The following is an 18,357-nucleotide window of genomic DNA, read 5'->3' as shown; positions in this document are numbered from 1 at the left end:
GCCGTTGCCACCCGTACCGCCAACAGCGCCGGTCCCGCCATCACCGCCGAACCCAAGGTCGGTTCCTCCCGCACCACCGGCGCCCCCCGCACCACCGGTTCCACCGGTCCCACCGGTCCCGCCGTCATCTCCGGTCCCGTCGACACCGTCGACACCGGTCGTGCCGGTACCGCCCATGCCGCCATTGCCGCCGTCACCTCCGCCGCCGACCGAGAGACCGTCGAGGCCGTCGGCCCCGTCCGCGCCTCCGTTGCCTCCGGTGCCAGCCGCACCTCCGGTACCGGCCGCCCCGCCAACTCCGATGTCGCCGCCTGCTCCGCCGGCCCCACCGGTGTTGCCTGCGAGTACCGCGTCCCCGCCGTTGCCACCGTTACCAGCGAACGCACCGCTGTCGCCGCCGTCCGCGCCGTCACCGCCGGTGCCGTTGTTGCCGGCACTGGTGCCACCAGCACCGGCGTTGCCGCCTGCTCCGCCGACTCCGCCTGCTCCACCGGCACCGCTGTCGCCACCATCCTGGCCGTCACCGCCGGGAAGCACAGCATCAGCGCCATCGGCGCCGTCGCCGCCGTTACCGCCGAGAGCCCCGTTGCCGCCGAGGCCGCCGTCACCACCGACACCCACGTCGGTTCCGCCCGCGCCACCATTGCCCCCGGCGCCGCCAGCGCCACCGGCCTGGCCGGTTTCGCCCGCGTCGCCCGGATTCGCACCATCGGCGCCGACATCACCCGCAGCGCCGTCACCACCGGCCCCGCCCGCACCGCCGTTTCCAGTCGACTCGCCGGCCGTACCGTCATTGCCGGCAGCACCACCGCTGCCTCCGGTGCCGACCGCACCGCCGGCGCCCAGTGCCCCGGCGGCTCCGATCGATCCGCCGGCTCCGCCGGCCCCACCGTCGTTGCCCGCGAGGACCGCGGCCAAGCCGGCCCCGCCGTTACCGGCAACCGTGCCACTGTCACCGCCGGAACCGCCGGTGCCGCCAGTGCCGTTGGTGCCCGGACCGCTCGTGCCGGTGCCGGCGTTGCCGCCGGCCCCGCCGGCGCCGCCAGCCCCACCTGCACCGCTGTTTCCACCGTCCTGGCCGTCACCGCCGGGAAGCAGGGCATCAGCGCCGTCCGCGCCGTTGCCGCCGTTACCGCCGAGAGCACCGTTGCCGCCGGTTCCGCCGTTACCGCCGAAGCCGTTGAATTCTCCGCTCGCCCCGCCGGCCCCGCCAGCGCCGCCAGCACCGCCGGCCTGGCCGGCATCACCGTCACCACCGGGAAGCGCCGCATCGGAGCCGTCATCGCCCGCTGCGCCGTTACCGCCGTTGCCGCCGTTGCCGCCGTCACCCTGGGACTCTCCACCAGAGCCGCTGTTGCCGGCTGTACCGCCGGTGCCACCGGTGCCCGCTGCCCCGCCGGCCCCGCCGGTACCGGCGTCCCCGACGTTGCCGCCATTGCCGCCGGCCCCACCGTCGTTGCCCGCGACGACCGCGTCCGCGCCGTCACCGCCATTGCCGACTGCTGCGCCCATGTTGCCGCCGCTGCCGCCGTCCCCGCCGTCCCCGTTCACACCATCGAGGGGCACGAACAGCAGGATCCGGCCCGCGCCGGCGTCACCGCCGGCGCCGCCGACACCACCGTCACCGCCAGCCCCGCTGTTGCCGCCGTTGCCGCCGGCGTTACCAGCGATGACTGCATCGGCACCGTCAGTGCCACTGCCACCATTACCACCGTTACCAGCAGCGCCGCCGAGGCCACCGCTACCGCCGCCACCGAACACGAAGCTGCCCGCCCCGCCGGCACCACCATTGCCGCCATTGCCGCCGGCAGTGCCGTCACCACCATCAGTGCCGGGCAACACCGCGTCCACACCGTCGACGCCGTCGCCGCCGGCGCCACCATTACCGCCGGCACCGCCATCACCGGACACCGACAACAGTCCGGTGTTGCCACCAGCACCGCCATTGCCACCGTCAGCACCGTCGCCCGTGGAATCACCGCCATTCCCGCCGGCACCGGCGGTGCCGAGGAACCACGCACTGTCACCGCCGGCACCACCGGCCCCACCGGTGGCACCGTCACCGCCAGCACCGCCATCGCCACCGTCGCTACTGAATGCCAATAGCCCCGCGCTACCACCCTCGCCGCCGGCACCGCCAGCCGTGACCCCATCACCGCCGGCACCGCCGTCACCACCGCGACCCGACAGCGACCACAAACCGGTGTCCCCACCGTTGCCACCGGCGCCGCCGGCACCAACGACCGCCGCACCGCCGGCACCGCCATTACCGCCGTTACCGATGAACAACCCGCCGGTGCCGCCGTTGCCGCCCGCACCGCCGGGGATACCGGCCCCACCATCACCGCCGTTGCCGAACCAGCCCGCCGAACCACCGTTACCGCCGTTGAAGCCCGCACCACCGTTGCCGAGCAACCCGCCATTGCCGCCATCACAGGCCGTCAGACCCGCGCACGACACGGCATCAAAGCTGAAGCCGTTACCGATCAAAATGCCGCCATTGGGATCATCGGCGGTGCCGTCACCAAACAGCTTTATCCCGAACAGGCTCACGTCGGCGTTGGCGCTGGGGCCCACCTCACGACGCGCCACCGCCGCGGCACCCCACATCAACGGCGCGGCCAGCGGATCAACAGGGCCACTGTCAGAGGCCCGCCGGTCCAAGCCCAACCACGAGGACAGCAGCGACCCCAAACGGCCCAACGGGCTCGTCGCTTCCTCAGTCGATGTCACCTCGTCCGTCACTGGCTCGGCCACATCTTCATCCGGCGAGGTCGACAGCACCACCGACGACGCACCCGACGACGACGAACCGTCGCTCACCAACACCGGCGACTCCGCCACCGACGCAGACGGCGCATCGTCCTCAACAACGGCCGGCTCAACTACCGGACCCGACTCAACCTCAACAACCGAACCCGAGGACCCGGCCGACGCCTCCTCGACGACCTCTGTCGAATCCGAACCCGCATCGGCACCCGCACCGGCATCGGCATCGGCATCGGCATCCTCGATGACATCGGCATCAGGCTCGGCATCGACGGCCTCGTCGTCAGCCACAGCCTCATCGGCGTCCTCGTCAGCGGCGTCATCCGCAGCTTCATCAACGACCTCGTCAGCGGCGTCTTCTGCAGCTTCATCGGCAGCTTCATCAACGACCTCGTCCGCTGCCTCTTCAGCGGCCGCAGCCTCATCAGCGGCCTCTTCAGCGGCCGCAGCCTCATCAGCGGCATCATCGGCATCGGAAGCCCCGGCAACCCCGCCGTCCGCCGAAGCATCACTGTCGGAATCCGACGAATCGCCCGAACCCGACGAATCCCCCGAACCCGACGAGTCTGAATCCGACGAGTCCCCCGCACCCGACGAATCTGAACCCGACGAAGACGACGAACCCGTCGACCCTCCCGAACCGGTGGTATCGGCAAACGCGACCCCTGGCACCGACGCGATCGCCGCGCCGATACCCAAAGCGACCGCTAGAGCGCCCACCCGTCCTACGTAACCGGCATGACCCGACGGCGCAGGCTTCGGCAACACCCGAGCACCGGACTCGATGCGACGAACCCCGAACCAACCGGTTGTGACCCGGCGGTGACGACCTGACCTGGCAGAACTTCCGTCGTCGAACGTGGCCTCAGAAGCATTGCTGTTAGTCATGTCGTCCTTACTCCCCCGGGGTTGTTTTGCAGGGTTCTGCCCACAAGATTCCAGTGATGTTACGGGGAGGTGACGGGCGTCGTTATCATTTCGCGACAAGTGTCTGAGATTTTCTCAGCTTTTTTCCGGAGTTTGCCAGCGCTTGACCGCCGGGTGCTGAGGATCGAGGCCTTGCGAATGCCCGAGTTTGCTGTTCACCGCTGTTTTCCAGAGCAAGAACCCCCACCAACACACCCGCATTCGGCTTCGGCCAACAACCGGTCGATCGGTTGCCCAGCGTCGGTGAGCCACTACTCGATCTGCTGCTGCTCATCAAAGCCAGATCACCGCGGTCGATGTCTATGCTGCCTACCGGGAGGCTGAGCATCAGGGTGTCTCCGAGAACTACAGATGCACTCACGCCCTGGGGAGCGCACACTCCGACAACCCCGTGGTCTGAGGGATTCCCCAACCACATCACCATCCCGGTGGTGGTGGCCGTCTGCAGTGCGTGCGGCACCAACTACGCCTCGCGCAAAGTCATTAGGGCCACCGCACCCGATGGTGAACGAGTCGGCACTCTAGAGTTCGCTTGGGATTGGCCGGACAACCCGCCGCAGAATGTCAAGTTCCGAGTTTTCGCTCACCATCTGCCGATGAGAGTGCAATCGGAAGGCATCTATAGCGTGGGCTTGTACGACAGCCTCCACCGGACAGAAACCGAGCACATGTTTCCGGTGCCGGTGCTCAAACGCACCTGAGGGCTCCCGGCCCGACCAACACAATCGAAGCGTTTCACCGCGAAGGAGCAAGACCTGAGATGAGCGACAATCCACGCGACGATGTTGTCTCACGTCAGTACGAGAAATGGACCTATCCCGCCCCGATACAGGACCTCGTCCCGTGGCTGAGGAACAACTGGCAATTGTTCGATCCCAGCCACGCTCATCGGATCTTGTGGCCCGATCGCGATTACCGACCCGATCTCGACATCTTGATCGCCGGTTGCGGCACCAATCAGGCAGCGGTGTTCGCCTACACCAACCCCGCCGCCAAGGTGGTGGCGGTCGACATCAGCCAGGCGTCGCTTGATCATCAGCGATATCTCAAAGCCAAACACAAGTTGTCGAACCTCGAGTTGCACCTGCTCCCGATCGAAGAGCTACCGACTCTGGAGCGCGACTTCGACCTCATCGTCTCCACCGGGGTCCTGCACCATCTGGCCGAACCAGCGGTCGGGATGAACGTGCTCGCCGAGTGCCTGCGCCGCGATGGCGCGCTGGCGGTGATGCTTTACGCCAAAGTCGGCCGAATCGGCGTCGAAATGATGCAAGCGGTCTTTCGTGATCTAGGGCTACGCCAGGACGACGCGTCAGTGAGCATCGTCAAGGAGACGATCGCGCGCCTGCCCCAGGCGCACCCCCTCCGCAGCTATCTCAACATCGCGCCGGATCTGAGGTTCGACGCCGGTCTGGTGGATACGTTCCTGCACGGCCGCGACCGTAGCTACACCGTCGAGGACTGCCTGGAGCTGGTCGCCACGGCCGGCCTCGAATTTCAGGACTGGTTCTACAAGAACAACTACTACCCGCCCCGCCTCACCGCACCGAGGGACGGGTTCAGCGCAGCCCTGGACGCGCTGCCTGACGCCCAAGCGTGGTCGGTGATGGAACGCATCAACACAACCAATGGCTGCCATTTCTTCATCGCCTGCCGGCCGGACCGACCCACCGAGACCTACGCAATCGATTTTTCCTCGAACGCCTGCCTCAGCTACGTGCCGCATCTGCGTTTACGTTGCAGCATCAACGGCTCCGACATCGTTGGACCTGGCGGGCGGCGCACCCCGCTGAACCCAACTCAGCTGGCCTTCGTTCAACACATCGACGGACAGCGCACCATTCGCCAGCTCACTGAACGGATCGCACAAAGCGGAATACTGTCCCAAGACGGCATCGCCAACGTCGAAGAACTGGGCCGCAGTCTGATCCAGGCGCTATGGCGAAGCGACTATCTAGATATGGCCATCTAGATAAAGCCATCAACAGCAGCCTGTGATTCCAGGCCACGCCTCACACGCACACCATCGCGGTATCGGCGCCATGGAGGACGGCATCGGCCGCGGCGGTGAACTTCAGCTGGGGGTCGGTGACGGACCCGTTGCGTAGCAGCTGCACATCGTCGTGGTAGCCCATCGATGTGAGCCACGGTCGCCCGGAGCCTTGGCGGGGCAGCTGGCTGGCCGCACGCTGGACGTAGCCGGCGGCGAAGTCCATGAACGGACGGGTTTCCATGCCCGGGTCGTCGAGCTCGGGTCGGGCGGTGTCGTATCCGTGCGCGTCCATGTGGGTCAGCAACTGGCAGAGGTGCTCGCACAGTAGGCCGACCTTCAGCGTCCACGAGGAGTTCGTGTAGCCGACCGCGTAGGCGAAGTTCGGCACACCGGAGAGCATCATGCCTTTGTAGGCCACGGTGTCAGCCAGATTGACCGGCCTGCCGTCGACGGTCAGCGATAATCCGCCGAAGGCCTGCATGTTCAAGCCGGTTGCGGTGACGATGATGTCGGCGTCCAGATCCCGGCCAGACTCCAGCCGAATTCCGGTTTCGGTGAACGTGGCGATGCGGTCGGTGACCACCGAGGCGCTGCCGTTGCTGATCGCGGCGAACATGTCGCCGTCGGGCACCGCGCACAGCCGTTGGTCCCAGGGGTTGTAGTCGGGGCTGAAGTGTTCGTCCACCGGGTACCCGTCGGGTAGTTGCTGGGCGTTGAGGCGACGGATCAGTCGGCGGGCCGCACCCGGATGTTTCTGGCAGAACTGGTACACGAAACGCTGTTTGGCGATGTTCTTGCGCCGGGCCAGCGCAAAGCCGAGCTTGTCACCGAGTACGCGCTTGGCCGTATTGGCGAACACGTCCTTGGACGGCACCGGCATGATGTAGCTCGGGGAGCGCTGCAGCATGGTGACGTGCCCGGCCTTTCCGGCCATGGCGGGCACCATCGTGACCGCGGTGGCGCCACTACCGATGATGACGACCTTCTTGCCCGTGTAGTCAAGATCCTCGGGCCAATGCTGGGGATGCACGATCTGCCCGGCGAAGTCTTCGCGACCCTCGAAGTGCGGGGTGTAGCCCTGGTCGTAGCGGTAGTAGCCACCCGCACTGAACAGCCAGTTAGCGCTGATCTGCACCAGTTCTGGATCCCCGTCGACGCCCCCTTCGCCCGTGTCGGTGCGCTCGATGTCGACGATCCAGCGCGCATCGGCACTCGACCATGCCGCGCCGAGCACCTTGTGGTGGAACCGGACCTTTTCGTCGATGCGGTTCTCGGCGGCGGTTTCGCGCAGGTAGGCCAGAATCTTGTCGGCGGAGGCGATCGCGTCATCGTCGCGCCACGGCTTGAACTCGTATCCGAAGGTGTGCAGGTCGGAGTCCGAGCGGATGCCGGGGTAACGGAACAGGTCCCACGTACCGCCGGTTGCCCCGCGCGCCTCCAGGATCGCGTAGTTGCGGCCCGGATGTTCGCGCTGCAGGTAATACGCAGCGCCGATACCGGAGATCCCGGCGCCGACAATCAGCACATCAAGGTGTTCGGGGGTATTGGCTGAGAAGCTCATCGGTGGTGACTCCTGGCGCTGGTAGGGAAGCGATGAATTCATGGTCTCGTTTTCCGGCGCTCCGACCAAGGTCATATCGCCCTGATCTATTCGTCGTAGCAGTGCATTTTGCACCACTTATCTAGAGTGGTCAGATGCCTTGGACGTTCCCTTCTGCCCCGGTCCGGGAGCTACTTCGACAATGCGCACAAATCACGGTCAACGCACGCCCGGAATGGCTCGACGAACTCGACGAGGCCGTGCTCGGGGCTAGCCCGATCATCGCCTCGGATCCCGAACTGGCCGCCGCAGTCAGTCGCAGCAACAGGGCCAACCTGTTTTTCTGGGGTACCGCCAACGTCCGTGACCCCGGGGCGCCGGTGCCCCCGAACACCGGACCCGAACCACTGATCATTGCGCGCGAGATGGTGCGCCGGGGGCTCGATGCGCTGTCCCTGGATGCCTACCGGGTCGGCGAGGGTGTCGCCTACCGGCGCCTCATGGAGATCGCCTTCGAACTGACCGAGGACCCCACCGAGCTACACGAACTTCTCGACGTGTGTTCGCGGTCGATCAGTTCGTTCATCGACGCCACCCTGGCGCGCATCGCCGCCCAGATCGAAGTTGAACGCGACGAGCTCACCCGCGGCACGCACGCGCAACGCCGCGAAACTGTCGCGCTGCTCCTCGACGGCGCACCCATTCCCCGCTCCCGCGCCGAGGCTCGCCTGGGCTATGCGCTGACCGGCACCCACACTGCGGCCGTCATCTGGAGTGAGGACCCCGACGTGGACGCGACTCGGCTTGAGCGGGCTCTTGAAGTTCTGGGACACGCAGCCGGGGCGGGCCGTCCGCTGAGTGTGCTGGCCAGCACCGCGACCCGCTGGGTGTGGGTGCCAGGTAGCGTCGCCGCCGATCCGAAAACTGCCCTCGACACCGCCGCGATGCTGCGGTCGATCGGGCCGGTAAACGACGTCCGCATCGCGGTCGGATCGACCGGCGACGGCGTCGAGGGTTTTCGGCGCAGCCATTTCGACGCTCTCACCACCCAGCAGATGATGGCGCGTCTGCACTCACCGCAACAGCTTGTGTTCTTCGCCGACATTCAGCTGGTCGCACTGATTACCGCCGACGTCGACCGGGCGGCCGGCTTCACCAAACGAGTGCTCGGCGATCTCGAATACGCCGATCCCGAATTACACGACACGCTAAGGACATTCATCGCCGAGCAGTGCAACGCGTCGCGTGCCGCCGCCCGTCTCTATCTACACCGCAATACTCTGCTGCGCCGGCTGTCCCGCGCCGATGAGCTGCTGCCGACGCCCCTGGCTCAGTGCACCGTGCACGTTGCGATCGCCCTCGAGGTACTTCACTGGCGCGGTTTAGACCGAAGCTGACGTGCTTCAGCTCGCGGGCGTCAGCGCGAATACCGGGTGATCAGCGTCCTCGGGCAGTTCCCGCCAATAGCCCTCGACCACCCTGCCGGCCTTGGGCTTGTACGCGGCCAGGATCGGCGCCCGCTGGTCGACGGGGATCTCGGTGGCGAGATATGTCTCCGAGCCAATAGTGACGCGCGGCTCGGCGCGGACGTTTTTCACCCACTGAGACTCGCCGCGGGTCGACACCAGGTATTTCACGCCGTGCACCTCCGGCACAACAACCGGGATGCGCTGCGGTAGCCCGCTGCCTCGCTTTGTCACCGTCAGCGACTCGCTGTTGCCGACACCGGTAGCCATCGCGAACCTGTTGAACACTTTCGCCACGAACCAGGGGGGCTTGAGATAGGCCATGACAAAGAGTGTGATGGCTTGCATGCAACTCCCGCAATGGCTGGCCCGGTTCAACCGTCATGTCACCAACCCGATCCAGCGGATGTGGGCCGGGTGGGCTCCCACGATGGGCATCCTCGAGCACGTCGGACGCCGGTCCGGGAAAAGCTACCGAACGCCGTTGACGGTGTTCAACGCCAGCATCGACGGTCAGGACGCGGTGGCAGTGTTGCTCACCTACGGGCCCGACCGCGACTGGCTGAAGAACGTGACCGCCGCCGGTGGCGGCACCATGCGCCGCCACGGCAAGTCATTTCGGGTCACCGACCCCACGGTGATGTCCAAGGCTGACGCGGCCCGGTCGGTGACCGGGCTGATGCGACCACTGTTCCCGCGGCTGCCATTCGAGTCGGCGGTGCTCTTTTTGCGCGGTTGACTCGCCATCTCGGTCCGGTGCGACAGAGCCGGATCGATAGAACCCGGCCCGATCTGGTCCAGGGTTGTCACCAAGCCAACATAGGCATCCGGGCAACCGTCCGTGACCTGGCTAAACACCTCACGCCGGGACGGCCCGCAGCGCTGCGGGCAGACTGGGCAGGAAGTGTCGGTGCGCGAACACCCGGATGTCATCGGCGGTTTGCAGCGGCTGCAGGCTCGGCAGCAACAGCACCATGGCGGCATAGCGCAGAATGCAGTCCGCGAGTTCGTTGACGGCATCGGGGCCGATGCGCTCGGCGAAGCCCGGGGCGAAGATGATGCGCAACGCTTCGGCGATGCGGTCAATCGCCGCCCGGTGATATCGGCCGACGAGTTCGAGCACCAGGCCCGGTTCGTCGATGATCATTTGGTGCAGCACCCGGTGCCTGCGGAACTTCAGGATCGACAGCGTGAACGCCTCGACATAGTAGTTCGACTGCGGCCCAGCCTGGCTGAGCTCAGCGGCGATATCGGCGAACAGCTTCACGTTCTCGCGCTCGATGACCGCACCGACGAGCTCGTCCTTGTTGGCGAAGCGCCGATAGATGGTGGTCCGGCTGACCCCCGCCCGCCGCGCGACGTCGTCGAGAGCGACACGACGGAAGCCGTGCCGTTCGAACTCGACGACTGCGGCGACGAGGATGTGCTCGGTAGCCCGCTCAGGACCGGGCATAGCCCTTGACTGCGTAGCCGCTGTAACGCACGCGCATCGGCAGATGCTCCCAGACCCAGTTCACCGGCCGCGACCGACACAGCGCGGCGAATCGCTGATATCGGCGCTCCTGCTTGGCCGTCCACGGCAACTGAAGCAGCTCCCGGGCCCGCCGAGGCAGGCCGCCGGTGGTCAGGAAGCCCGCCAGCGGGTTGAACACGGGTGCGACAAGCCGCCAGAGCAGCGGGTGGACCGCCTCGGGCCTGGGGAACCCTTTGGTGACGTAGCCGACGCCGTACTTGGCCGACGGGTGGGCAACGAGGACCTCGTTCATCATCCGGTCCCAGTACTGCTCGAACTCGGCGTAGGTGGCCGGCATCGGCTTCTCGCTGACACCGTAACGCCGGTACCAGGTCTTGGACTCGCGGTAAAGCTGCTCTTTCTCGGCGTAGGTCAGCGGCTTGACGAAGGTATCGGCGAAGTAGAAGTTCTGCTCCACGAACGTGGCGTGCGCCCAGAAATAGGTGTCCGGGTCCAGCGCGTGATAGCGACCGGTGCCACCACCATCGCTGCCGGGCATTTCACCCTTGACGTGGTGGTGGAAGTCGCGAACCTGCAGTCCGGCGTTCTCATCGTCGGATCCGTAGACGGTGTTGAAAATCGGCGGGATGGTCCGCCTGAGCCGTTCAGCGGTGTCGGCGAAGAACGTCGAGTGGTCATACACGCCCTGCCCCAGCTCGGCCAGCATGTTCTGCAGCACCGCGGGCCGCGGGCCGATCAGGTACATGCGGTTGTCGCCGAAGTATCGCCAGACCAGCGAGCTCGGACCGAGCGGCAGCGCGTCATCGACGTTCTCGGGATGTTCGGCCAACTCCGTCATGCGTCACAGTGTTACATAATCTGCACTTTGTTCCAACAGGGATGCGGCCGGTATTCCCCAGCGATGCCGCGATAGGGAAGACAGGGCTGCGAATCAGCCTTGGCAGCAACCAGGAACGCTATTCCGGGGCGCGCAGGTGAGCCACCCGGACCGAGACCCCGCGGCGCAAGCGAGCCACGCCCAAGACGGCGAGCACCCCGGCTGCGGTAGCAAGCAGCAGCGCAAGTGTCAGCAGTGGTGGGTAGTACTCCATCGATGTCGTCGCGGGCTCGCCCTCGAGCACCGGCGCGACCGCCACCTCTGTGCCCGCCGCCCGCCAACTCAGCACACAGGCCACGGCGGCAGCTCCGGCCAGCAGCAGCTCGACGACCGCACGCCAAGACGTCATTGCGTCGACTCCGGCGGGATGCGCTCCTCGACCAGGTTGGTCAGGGCGGCTCGCATCTTCCGGGGCTTGCGCGCCCATGCCTGCACGGTGCGCTCACCGGTCAGCGCCAGACCGATTCCGGTGTGTCCGCGCGGTACTCCGGTGAGCTCGCCCAGCGCCCGCGCACTCTGCCACTTCGGCACTTCTTGGCCACTGGCCTCTGGATAGATCTCCACAATCTCCCTGGTGAGGATGGTCTCGCGCCCCTGACGCAGCGAGTCGACGGTCAATTCGACCGAAGTATGCATCCGGACGGCCTTGACCTGGATCGCCAGGAACCCCAGGACGAGTACGAAGAACAAGGCCGGAATAGCCCACTGGATTCCGTAGCCGGCCGACCACTGGATCAGCGCCATCGCGACACCGGCCAACGGACCTGCCAGCAGCCAAAGCCAGCTGGCACCCCTTTCGTGGTAGAGCAGTACCTCCGGCGGCTCCGAGTCTCGGGAACTGCCGGCAGCTGCCTCGCCCCCGGTCACCGTGACCCCTGCGACTCATACCAAGTGCGCACCGTCGGCAAGCTGAGTAGCGCCGCTCCCACCAGAATCGGCAACAGCGCCAGCACGATGAGCGGCTGCACGAAACCGACGCCGACCGCGAGCAGCCCCAGCACCACGACCGTGGCGAAAGTGAGTCCTAGCAAGGCAAGGCGGAACCGGGCGTCACCCCGCCGGGCCCGGCCGGCAAGGAAGGCCAGGGCTCCTGCCGCCAGCACCGAACCTATCCCAACGATTCGATACAGGTTGAGATAGCTGCGCACCTGCTCGTCGGTCACGGTGGCGTCGATCGCCGCGCGAGCAGCCTCGAAGGTGGCCGAAGACGCCATCAGCCCACCGACGATCATGACCACCGCTCCGCCGATGAAGCACCAGAAGGCGGCGTCGACAAGACGGGGCCGATGCGACGGCTGGGGCAATGGTGCGGTCGGAGATGGGGTGGACATTGTCGGGTCAGCGTAGCGAACCAGCGCGCAGGCGGAACTCGGGTGCGGCGGCGCGCAGGACCGAGGACGTCTCCGAGTCAGGTGCCGAACCGCAGAACCTCGGCCACTGGCCGCCGGGGCGTGGGTCGTGGGTGTTCACCAGCGACCGGTGTCTGTCCAACGCGGATCAGCACTTGGGGCAGCCCGGACTGTCCGGTGAGTTCGCCGATGAGCCGCCGGCTCGGTTCGACCTCTGTCAGGTGGGTCAATGCGCATGTCGCCAGGCCGGCGACGGTGCACTCCAGCAACAAGGTCGAGAGGGCTTCGCCGCACCGCAATACCGCCAACCTGGAGTCCGGAACATCTGAGGAAGTGGACAGCACGATGATCTTGGAGTGATCGGCGCTGACCTGAGACCGGCGTTCTCCGTAGCCGGTCGTCGGGAACTCTCGCGCGATATCTACCCGCTCCGCCTCAGCTGCAGATATCCGGGCGCTCGGCGGGACCCCTTCGTCCAACGTGAAAGGCGATGTCCACCAGCGTAATTCGGACAGGTAGGTAGGGTCCTGGTGGCGGATGCCCTCGGTGAGCCGAGAAGCCTCCGCCAATTGCGAGCGGTCACCGTCGGCCACCACCGCGAGCGTCACGACCTCACCGTCGACGAAGCCCCGGAGCGTCGATTCCAGTGCCGCCCAACCGCGTGGAGCAGCGAGCGGTAGGCGATCTGTACGGCGGCGGTGAATCGCGTCCGCCCGCCGACTCAGGGTGGCATCGACGCCCGACGACGGACTCAGTTCCACTGCGGCGACGCGACCGAGATCCATCCCGTCCGGAAAGCGGTCGACGGTGGCTTTCCAACCGAGGGCGGCCATCGCGAGGCAGAAATGGTCGAGCGCCGCGCCACAACTGAGGATCATCTCCCGGCCGGTGCTGTCGATGGCAGGCACCAACCGCTCACGGTCCGCGAACAGACTGACGACCGAGCCGTCGACGACCCACTTCCACGGTTGGCTGTTGTGCACCGACGGTGCCCGACACGCCAGTGCCACGACGTCCTCGATGACGTTGGCCTCCGGCATATTTCCTGTCATACCGCACTGGACCTACTTCATGTCGGAAGATCAACGGTATCCCTCCAGGCCCGGTGACTAAGCTCATCGAAATGTCGCCCACCATCAAGCCCCCGACGGCCGACACACCTGAGTCCACCGGGACGGCCGTGCCGGAATACGCGGCCGACCAATCGGTTCAGGCTCGGGGTGCGGCATGACCGGCGGTGGCGCCGTGACCGTGGCCGCGCTGTTCACCTGGCTCGGCATGGTGCTGGCGATCTCGTTCGTGGAGGCGCCGTTGAAGTTCCGGGCGCCCGGCGTCACTCTCAAGATCGGTCTGGGCATCGGCCGCCTGGTCTTCCGCGCTCTCAACACCATGGAAGTCTTGCTAGCGCTCACCATCATCGTGGCGGCAGTGACCGACACACCGGCTCCGGGCGCGACCGCGGCGATAGCCATCGCCATTACCGCCCTGGCGGTCCAGATCGTCGCGGTGCGGCCCCAGCTGAGCCGCCGATCCAATGCGGTATTGGCTAGCCCAGCGGCCGCCGAGGGCCCCACCAAGCGATCCCGCGCCCATTACGTCTATGTCGGGCTGGAACTCGTCAAGGTGGTCGCACTGCTCGTCGGCGGCATCGTGATGCTGACCACCTGAGGCCGTTGCTGGGCGGAGGGTCGGCCTGGAACCCGTCAACGACGGGCGGATCCGCGACATTCGGATCGACGTAGGGATCAGCGCGACGGTTCGCCGGCGAAGAAAGCGTTGGCGTCGCGGCGGTGCAGCAGGAAAACACCGCCGACGATCAGTACCGATCCAAAGATCGCGCTGGCGGCGTAACCGACGGCCAAGCCGTCAGGACGCTCGGCGGTGAACAGACTGGAAACGCTGAAAGCCACCGCAGCGATCGCACCACCGGTCAAAAGCGCCCGTGCCCAGCGGTAGCCGTACCTCATCAGGATCAGAAATGCCACGACGACCGCGGCCACAACGACCAGGAACAAGCCGTTGATCGCCAGCACCAATGCCGACGCACGCTCCTGGGCTGTCAACACATCGATGACGTAGCCGACGACCATCAACGGCAGCGAAACCACCCAGAGCCAGAACCCGGTGTCGACATCGGGTGGACGGGTGGGGGATGACCCGGGTGGACGGGTGGGGGATGACCCGGGTGGACGGGCGGGGGATGACCCGGGTGGCGGGTTCGGCTGCGCGCCGGTCACGACAGCCAACGGGCGGCGTCGGCCGCCCAGTAGGTCAGCACGATTCCGGCACCGGCACGCCGCATGCCGGTAAGCGCCTCCAGCACGACGGTGCGCAGGTCGATCCACCCGTTGGCAGCCGCTGCGGTGATCATCGAGTACTCACCGGAAACTTGGTAAGCGGCAACCGGAACCGGTGATAGATCGGCGGCGGCTCGCACCACGTCGAGGTAGGCCATCGCGGGCTTGACCATCACGATGTCGGCGCCCTCGTCGATGTCGAGTTGAACCTCATGTAGCGCCTCGCGCGCATTGCCGGACTCCTGCTGGTAGCTGCGGCGGTCACCGTCCAGGCTGGAGGCCACCGCCTCACGAAACGGCCCATAGAAGCCCGAGGCGAACTTCGCGGCATAAGCCAAGATCGCGGTTTCGGCGTGCCCGACGGCGTCGAGGCCCTGGCGGATAGCGCCGACCTGGCCGTCCATCATCCCACTGGGACCTACCACGTGTGCGCCCGAATCTGCTTGTGCCACAGCCAGCTCGACATAGCGACGGTTGGTTGCGTCGTTGTCGACTCGACCCCGGTCGTCCAGCACACCGCAATGGCCATGGTCGGTGAACTCATCGAGGCAGGTATCGGCCATCAGAACTGTCTGGTCACCGAGGTCCTTGGCCAGATCCCGCAGTGCGACGTTGAGGATGCCGTCAGGGTCGGTGCCCACGGTGCCCAGAGAATCCTTGTGCTCTGCCCTGGGCACCCCGAACAGCATCAGCCCACCCACGCCCGCCTGAACCGCGTCGGCCGCTGCCCGACGCAGCGAGTCGCGGGTGTGCTGAACGACGCCGGGCATGGAAGAAATCGGCCGCGATTCTGATATGCCGTCGGCGACGAACATCGGCAGGACCAGATGCCTTGCCTCCAGCGAAGTCTCGGCGACCAGCCGGCGCATGGCCGGGGTAGATCGCAGCCTCCTGGGCCGGTGGCTCGGATAAGGCATGTAACGCCGTCCCCTCTCAGCTACCGGCGGCGGCTCTTCTTCCGCGGCGGCGGCAAAGCGCCCTCGGCCCGCAGGCGGGCGGCGTGTTCGGCCAATGCCTCGACCAGCGGCCCCACCGCTGCCACCTCGGGCTGCACGTCGACACGAAGGCCGAATTCCGCTGCGGTTTCAGCGGTCTTGGGTCCGATGCAGGCAACGATCGTGCGGGCGTGCGGCTTACCGGCGATACCCACGAGGTTGCGCACCGTCGAGCTCGACGTGAAGCACACCGCGTCGAAGCCGCCGGTCTTGATCATCTCGCGGGTGTGGGCGGGCGGCGGCGCAGCGCGCACCGTGCGGTATGCCGTGACATCCTCGATCTCCCAACCGCGTTCGCGAAGACCCTCGGCTAGTGTCTCGGTGGCGATATCGGCGCGTGGCAGCAGCACGCGGTTGACCGGATCGAAAATGTCATCGTAGGGCGGGAACTCGTCCAGCAAGCCCAGCGAGCTCTGCTCGCCGACGGGCACCAACTCCGGGTTGATACCGAAGGCACGCACCCGGTCGGCGGTGGCCTGGCCGACGCAGGCGATCTTCACACCGGAGAACGCGCGGGCATCCAACCCGAACTCGTTGAACTTCTCCCATACCGCGCGAACCGCGTTGGTGGAGGTGAAAACCACCCACTGAAAGCGTCCGTCCACCAGACCCTTGACTGCCCGTTCCATCTGGGCGGGGCTGCGCGGCGGTTCGACCGCGATCGTCGGCACCTCGATGGGCAGGGCACCGTGACCGACGAGGCGCTCGCTCATCTCACCGGCCTGATCCTTGGTGCGCGGCACGAGCACGGTCCACCCGTACAGGGCGCGGCTCTCCCACCAGTTCAGCTTCGCGCGGTTGGCGACGGTCCGTCCGATGGTCACCACCAGGGTCCCCGCGTCAGCTGGGGACGGCCCGGCCGCACTGGCGGCGGGTACGCCATCAGAACCGGCAGCGGTGAGGGTGGCCTTATCGAGCAAGCCGGCCAGCGTCGTCTCGACCGAACGCTGCTGACAGGTGGTGCCGTTGGCCGTCACCACAGTAGGCGTGCTGTCAGCCAGCCCGTACTCGATGAGCGTGCGCGCCGCCTCCGGTAGATGCGACGCCGTCGCGTGCAGAATCAGCGGTCCCGGTGCGGCGGCCAGCGCCGCCCAGTCGACGTCACCGCGCACATCGGCCACCGTGTGCGCAGATCCCAGCGGCAATCCCGCGTAGGTGGGCACGGCAGTGGTGTCGGGTAGTCCGGGAACGATCTCGAAGGTCAGCTGGGTCCGGGCGAGCGCACTGACCTCGGTGATCACCGCATCGACCGACAGCGGATCGCCGGCTATCAGCCGAACGACGTCCACGCCGGTCCGGGCCTCGGTCACCAGCGTCTTGGCGACCTCGGCAGGTTCGCCCAGGGCGGGTCGCACATCGGGGCCGCCGGGGATCACCGCGCCCGGCACCTCGGCCGGCCTGCCCTTGCCGGCAGACATCGCGGCCCGGCCGGCGTTCCGGGACGTCTTGTCCGCCTGATTCGCCCCGCCGCGCGCCACCTCATTCGCCCCGGTGGGCGCCGCCTCATTCGCCCCGGCAGGTAGCGGCCCCGATGGCGGCGGCAGCTCACACCCCACGAGGTCGAGCACCGCTTGGGGCACGTCAGGGTCGGTGAATACCAGCGCGGCGCTGGCCAGTACGGCGCGAGCACGTGTAGTCAACAGACCCGGATCCCCGGGCCCAGAGCCGACGAATGTGATGCGACCGGGCTTGCCCTTGCGCCCTCGCAGGCTCAGCTGGCGAGTCATCTATCTCTCCCGCGTTCGTCCAACAAATCGCGTGCCCCCAGCTCGAACAACTCCGCGGCCACCGAGAGCCCAAGCTCTCGTGCCCGACCGGGTGCCCCGATACCGGACGCACGGATCACTTCGGATCCGTCCAGCGTCGCCACGCAGCCGCGCAGCGACAGCTCTTCGAAGACTCGGCCGTCCTCATCGATCGACTCGACCACCTCTGCGATCGCGCCTACCGGTGCGGAGCACCCCGCCTCCAGTTCGGCGAGCAAGGCTCGCTCCGCGGTGACCGACGCTCGGGTGTCGGCGTCGTCCAAATCCGCCAACAGTTCCGCGAGCGCCGTGTCACCGGCGCGGCACTCGACTGCCAAAGCCCCCTGCGCCGGCGCCGGCAAAATCTGTACCGGTTCCAGCGTCTCAGTGACAGCGTCGAGGCGACCGATGCGGGCCAATCCCGCCCGGGCCACGACGACGGCGTCGAGATCACCGCTGCTTACCCTGTTCAACCTGGTGTCTAGGTTGCCTCGTAGGGGGCAGATTTCCAAACCGAGACCCAGTGCTCTAAGCTGTGCGGCCCGCCGGGGTGAAGAGGTCCCGATCACCGACCCCACCGGCAACTCTCCGAGCACCAGTCCGTCCCGCGCTACCAGGGCGTCACGGGCGTCCGCACGCGCCGGGATGGCCGCGATCACGAAACGCGAGTCGGTTGCGGTGGGCAAATCTTTGTAGGAGTGCACAGCCATGTCGACGGTGCTGTCGGCGATCGCCTCGCGCAGTGCGGCGGTGAACACCCCGACGCCGATGTCGGCGATCGGGGCGGCGGAGCGATCTCCAGCGGTGGACACGATCACCAACCCAGCCGAATGGCCACGGTCGACCAGAGCGTCTCTGATCACACCGGCCTGGGTTGTCGCCAGCAGGCTACCCCGGGTCCCTATTCGGATCACTAAATGGCTTT

The 18,357-nt window shown here is 66.8% G+C and carries 17 protein-coding genes; 4 read left to right on the top strand and 13 right to left on the bottom strand.

Annotation, left to right across the window (positions count from 1 at the left end):
• On the bottom strand, positions 1 to 3,489 hold a 3,489-nt coding region (locus tag ACPGXI_RS01650), incomplete at its 3' end, for a hypothetical protein (RefSeq protein WP_526649129.1).
• Between the two features lie 967 nt (positions 3,490 to 4,456).
• Between ACPGXI_RS01650 and ACPGXI_RS01645 the strand changes: the two genes are divergently transcribed.
• Positions 4,457 to 5,668, top strand: a complete 1,212-nt coding sequence (locus tag ACPGXI_RS01645; RefSeq protein ID WP_526649127.1) for a class I SAM-dependent methyltransferase — start codon at positions 4,457 to 4,459, stop codon at positions 5,666 to 5,668.
• 40 nt (positions 5,669 to 5,708) lie between these two features.
• Here the strand turns inward: ACPGXI_RS01645 and ACPGXI_RS01640 are convergent, their stop codons facing one another.
• Positions 5,709 to 7,250 (bottom strand): flavin-containing monooxygenase, encoded by a 1,542-nt coding sequence (locus tag ACPGXI_RS01640; protein ID WP_526649162.1) that lies wholly within the window; start codon positions 7,248 to 7,250, stop codon positions 5,709 to 5,711.
• Between the two features lie 134 nt (positions 7,251 to 7,384).
• Here ACPGXI_RS01640 and ACPGXI_RS01635 point away from each other — a divergent pair, with 134 nt between their 5' ends.
• A complete protein-coding gene (locus ACPGXI_RS01635; RefSeq protein ID WP_526649125.1) occupies positions 7,385 to 8,626 on the top strand; it encodes a PucR family transcriptional regulator in 1,242 nt (413 codons plus the stop codon).
• 6 nt (positions 8,627 to 8,632) lie between these two features.
• On the opposite strand, the gene ACPGXI_RS01630 is transcribed toward ACPGXI_RS01635, so the two are convergent.
• Complete coding sequence (locus tag ACPGXI_RS01630; protein ID WP_526649123.1) at positions 8,633 to 9,019, bottom strand: nitroreductase/quinone reductase family protein; 387 nt, start codon at positions 9,017 to 9,019, stop codon at positions 8,633 to 8,635.
• 22 nt (positions 9,020 to 9,041) lie between these two features.
• Here ACPGXI_RS01630 and ACPGXI_RS01625 point away from each other — a divergent pair, with 22 nt between their 5' ends.
• A complete protein-coding gene (locus ACPGXI_RS01625) occupies positions 9,042 to 9,434 on the top strand; it encodes a nitroreductase family deazaflavin-dependent oxidoreductase (protein WP_526649121.1) in 393 nt (130 codons plus the stop codon).
• Positions 9,435 to 9,554: 120 nt separating this feature from the next.
• Here ACPGXI_RS01625 and ACPGXI_RS01620 read toward each other — a convergent pair whose 3' ends face one another.
• The 6 genes from ACPGXI_RS01620 to ACPGXI_RS01595 form a co-directional block, all read right to left on the bottom strand.
• Entirely contained in the window at positions 9,555 to 10,148 is a 594-nt protein-coding gene (locus tag ACPGXI_RS01620; protein WP_526649119.1) for a TetR/AcrR family transcriptional regulator, read from the bottom strand.
• Positions 10,135 to 11,007: an oxygenase MpaB family protein gene (locus tag ACPGXI_RS01615; protein WP_526649117.1), complete on the bottom strand. Its 873-nt coding sequence runs from the start codon at positions 11,005 to 11,007 to the stop codon at positions 10,135 to 10,137. The genes ACPGXI_RS01620 and ACPGXI_RS01615 overlap by 14 nt, the downstream gene beginning before the upstream one ends.
• 118 nt (positions 11,008 to 11,125) lie before the next feature.
• The gene (locus ACPGXI_RS01610; RefSeq protein WP_526649115.1) at positions 11,126 to 11,395 is read right to left on the bottom strand and encodes a hypothetical protein; all 270 of its coding nucleotides are present in this window, start codon (positions 11,393 to 11,395) and stop codon (positions 11,126 to 11,128) included.
• Entirely contained in the window at positions 11,392 to 11,913 is a 522-nt protein-coding gene (gene mce1N / locus ACPGXI_RS01605; RefSeq protein WP_526649113.1) for a transport-regulating membrane protein Mce1N, read from the bottom strand. Before mce1N ends, ACPGXI_RS01610 begins: the two co-directional genes overlap by 4 nt.
• The gene (locus tag ACPGXI_RS01600; RefSeq protein WP_526649111.1) at positions 11,910 to 12,377 is read right to left on the bottom strand and encodes a hypothetical protein; all 468 of its coding nucleotides are present in this window, start codon (positions 12,375 to 12,377) and stop codon (positions 11,910 to 11,912) included. Before ACPGXI_RS01600 ends, mce1N begins: the two co-directional genes overlap by 4 nt.
• 77 nt (positions 12,378 to 12,454) lie before the next feature.
• On the bottom strand, positions 12,455 to 13,447 hold the full coding sequence (locus tag ACPGXI_RS01595; protein WP_526649109.1) for a nitroreductase family protein: 993 nt from the start codon (positions 13,445 to 13,447) through the stop codon (positions 12,455 to 12,457).
• Positions 13,448 to 13,622: 175 nt separating this feature from the next.
• Between ACPGXI_RS01595 and ACPGXI_RS01590 the strand changes: the two genes are divergently transcribed.
• Positions 13,623 to 14,063 carry a hypothetical protein gene (locus ACPGXI_RS01590; protein ID WP_526649107.1) on the top strand — a complete coding sequence of 147 codons (441 nt, stop codon included), beginning with the start codon at positions 13,623 to 13,625 and terminating at the stop codon, positions 14,061 to 14,063.
• A 77-nt stretch (positions 14,064 to 14,140) separates the two neighbouring features.
• Here ACPGXI_RS01590 and ACPGXI_RS01585 read toward each other — a convergent pair whose 3' ends face one another.
• The 4 genes from ACPGXI_RS01585 to hemC all read right to left on the bottom strand — a co-directional run bounded on the left by ACPGXI_RS01585 (position 14,141) and on the right by hemC (position 18,346).
• The gene (locus ACPGXI_RS01585) at positions 14,141 to 14,503 is read right to left on the bottom strand and encodes a hypothetical protein (protein WP_526649105.1); all 363 of its coding nucleotides are present in this window, start codon (positions 14,501 to 14,503) and stop codon (positions 14,141 to 14,143) included.
• Positions 14,504 to 14,628: 125 nt separating this feature from the next.
• Positions 14,629 to 15,609, bottom strand: a complete 981-nt coding sequence (gene hemB, locus ACPGXI_RS01580) for a porphobilinogen synthase (protein WP_526649103.1) — start codon at positions 15,607 to 15,609, stop codon at positions 14,629 to 14,631.
• 20 nt (positions 15,610 to 15,629) lie between these two features.
• On the bottom strand, positions 15,630 to 17,414 hold the full coding sequence (locus ACPGXI_RS01575) for a bifunctional uroporphyrinogen-III C-methyltransferase/uroporphyrinogen-III synthase (RefSeq protein ID WP_526649101.1): 1,785 nt from the start codon (positions 17,412 to 17,414) through the stop codon (positions 15,630 to 15,632).
• Positions 17,411 to 18,346, bottom strand: a complete 936-nt coding sequence (gene hemC, locus ACPGXI_RS01570) for a hydroxymethylbilane synthase (RefSeq protein ID WP_526649099.1) — start codon at positions 18,344 to 18,346, stop codon at positions 17,411 to 17,413. Before hemC ends, ACPGXI_RS01575 begins: the two co-directional genes overlap by 4 nt.
• Positions 18,347 to 18,357 lie beyond the last annotated feature (11 nt).

The organism is Mycobacterium sp. (assembly GCF_049608025.1).
Taxonomy (GTDB): Bacteria; Actinomycetota; Actinomycetes; order Mycobacteriales; family Mycobacteriaceae; genus Mycobacterium.
This window is presented reverse-complemented; position numbering and strand designations above follow the sequence as displayed.

Coding starts and splice junctions, on each gene's coding strand:
- ACPGXI_RS01645 (WP_526649127.1), top strand. CDS start 4,457: ATGAGCGACAATCCACGCGACGATGTTGTCTCACGTCAGTACGAGAAA.
- ACPGXI_RS01640 (WP_526649162.1), bottom strand. CDS start 7,250: ATGAGCTTCTCAGCCAATACCCCCGAACACCTTGATGTGCTGATTGTC.
- ACPGXI_RS01635 (WP_526649125.1), top strand. CDS start 7,385: ATGCCTTGGACGTTCCCTTCTGCCCCGGTCCGGGAGCTACTTCGACAA.
- ACPGXI_RS01630 (WP_526649123.1), bottom strand. CDS start 9,019: ATGGCCTATCTCAAGCCCCCCTGGTTCGTGGCGAAAGTGTTCAACAGG.
- ACPGXI_RS01625 (WP_526649121.1), top strand. CDS start 9,042: ATGCAACTCCCGCAATGGCTGGCCCGGTTCAACCGTCATGTCACCAAC.
- ACPGXI_RS01620 (WP_526649119.1), bottom strand. CDS start 10,148: ATGCCCGGTCCTGAGCGGGCTACCGAGCACATCCTCGTCGCCGCAGTC.
- ACPGXI_RS01615 (WP_526649117.1), bottom strand. CDS start 11,007: ATGACGGAGTTGGCCGAACATCCCGAGAACGTCGATGACGCGCTGCCG.
- ACPGXI_RS01610 (WP_526649115.1), bottom strand. CDS start 11,395: ATGACGTCTTGGCGTGCGGTCGTCGAGCTGCTGCTGGCCGGAGCTGCC.
- ACPGXI_RS01600 (WP_526649111.1), bottom strand. CDS start 12,377: ATGTCCACCCCATCTCCGACCGCACCATTGCCCCAGCCGTCGCATCGG.
- ACPGXI_RS01595 (WP_526649109.1), bottom strand. CDS start 13,447: ATGACAGGAAATATGCCGGAGGCCAACGTCATCGAGGACGTCGTGGCA.
- ACPGXI_RS01590 (WP_526649107.1), top strand. CDS start 13,623: ATGACCGGCGGTGGCGCCGTGACCGTGGCCGCGCTGTTCACCTGGCTC.
- hemB (WP_526649103.1), bottom strand. CDS start 15,609: ATGCCTTATCCGAGCCACCGGCCCAGGAGGCTGCGATCTACCCCGGCC.
- ACPGXI_RS01575 (WP_526649101.1), bottom strand. CDS start 17,414: ATGACTCGCCAGCTGAGCCTGCGAGGGCGCAAGGGCAAGCCCGGTCGC.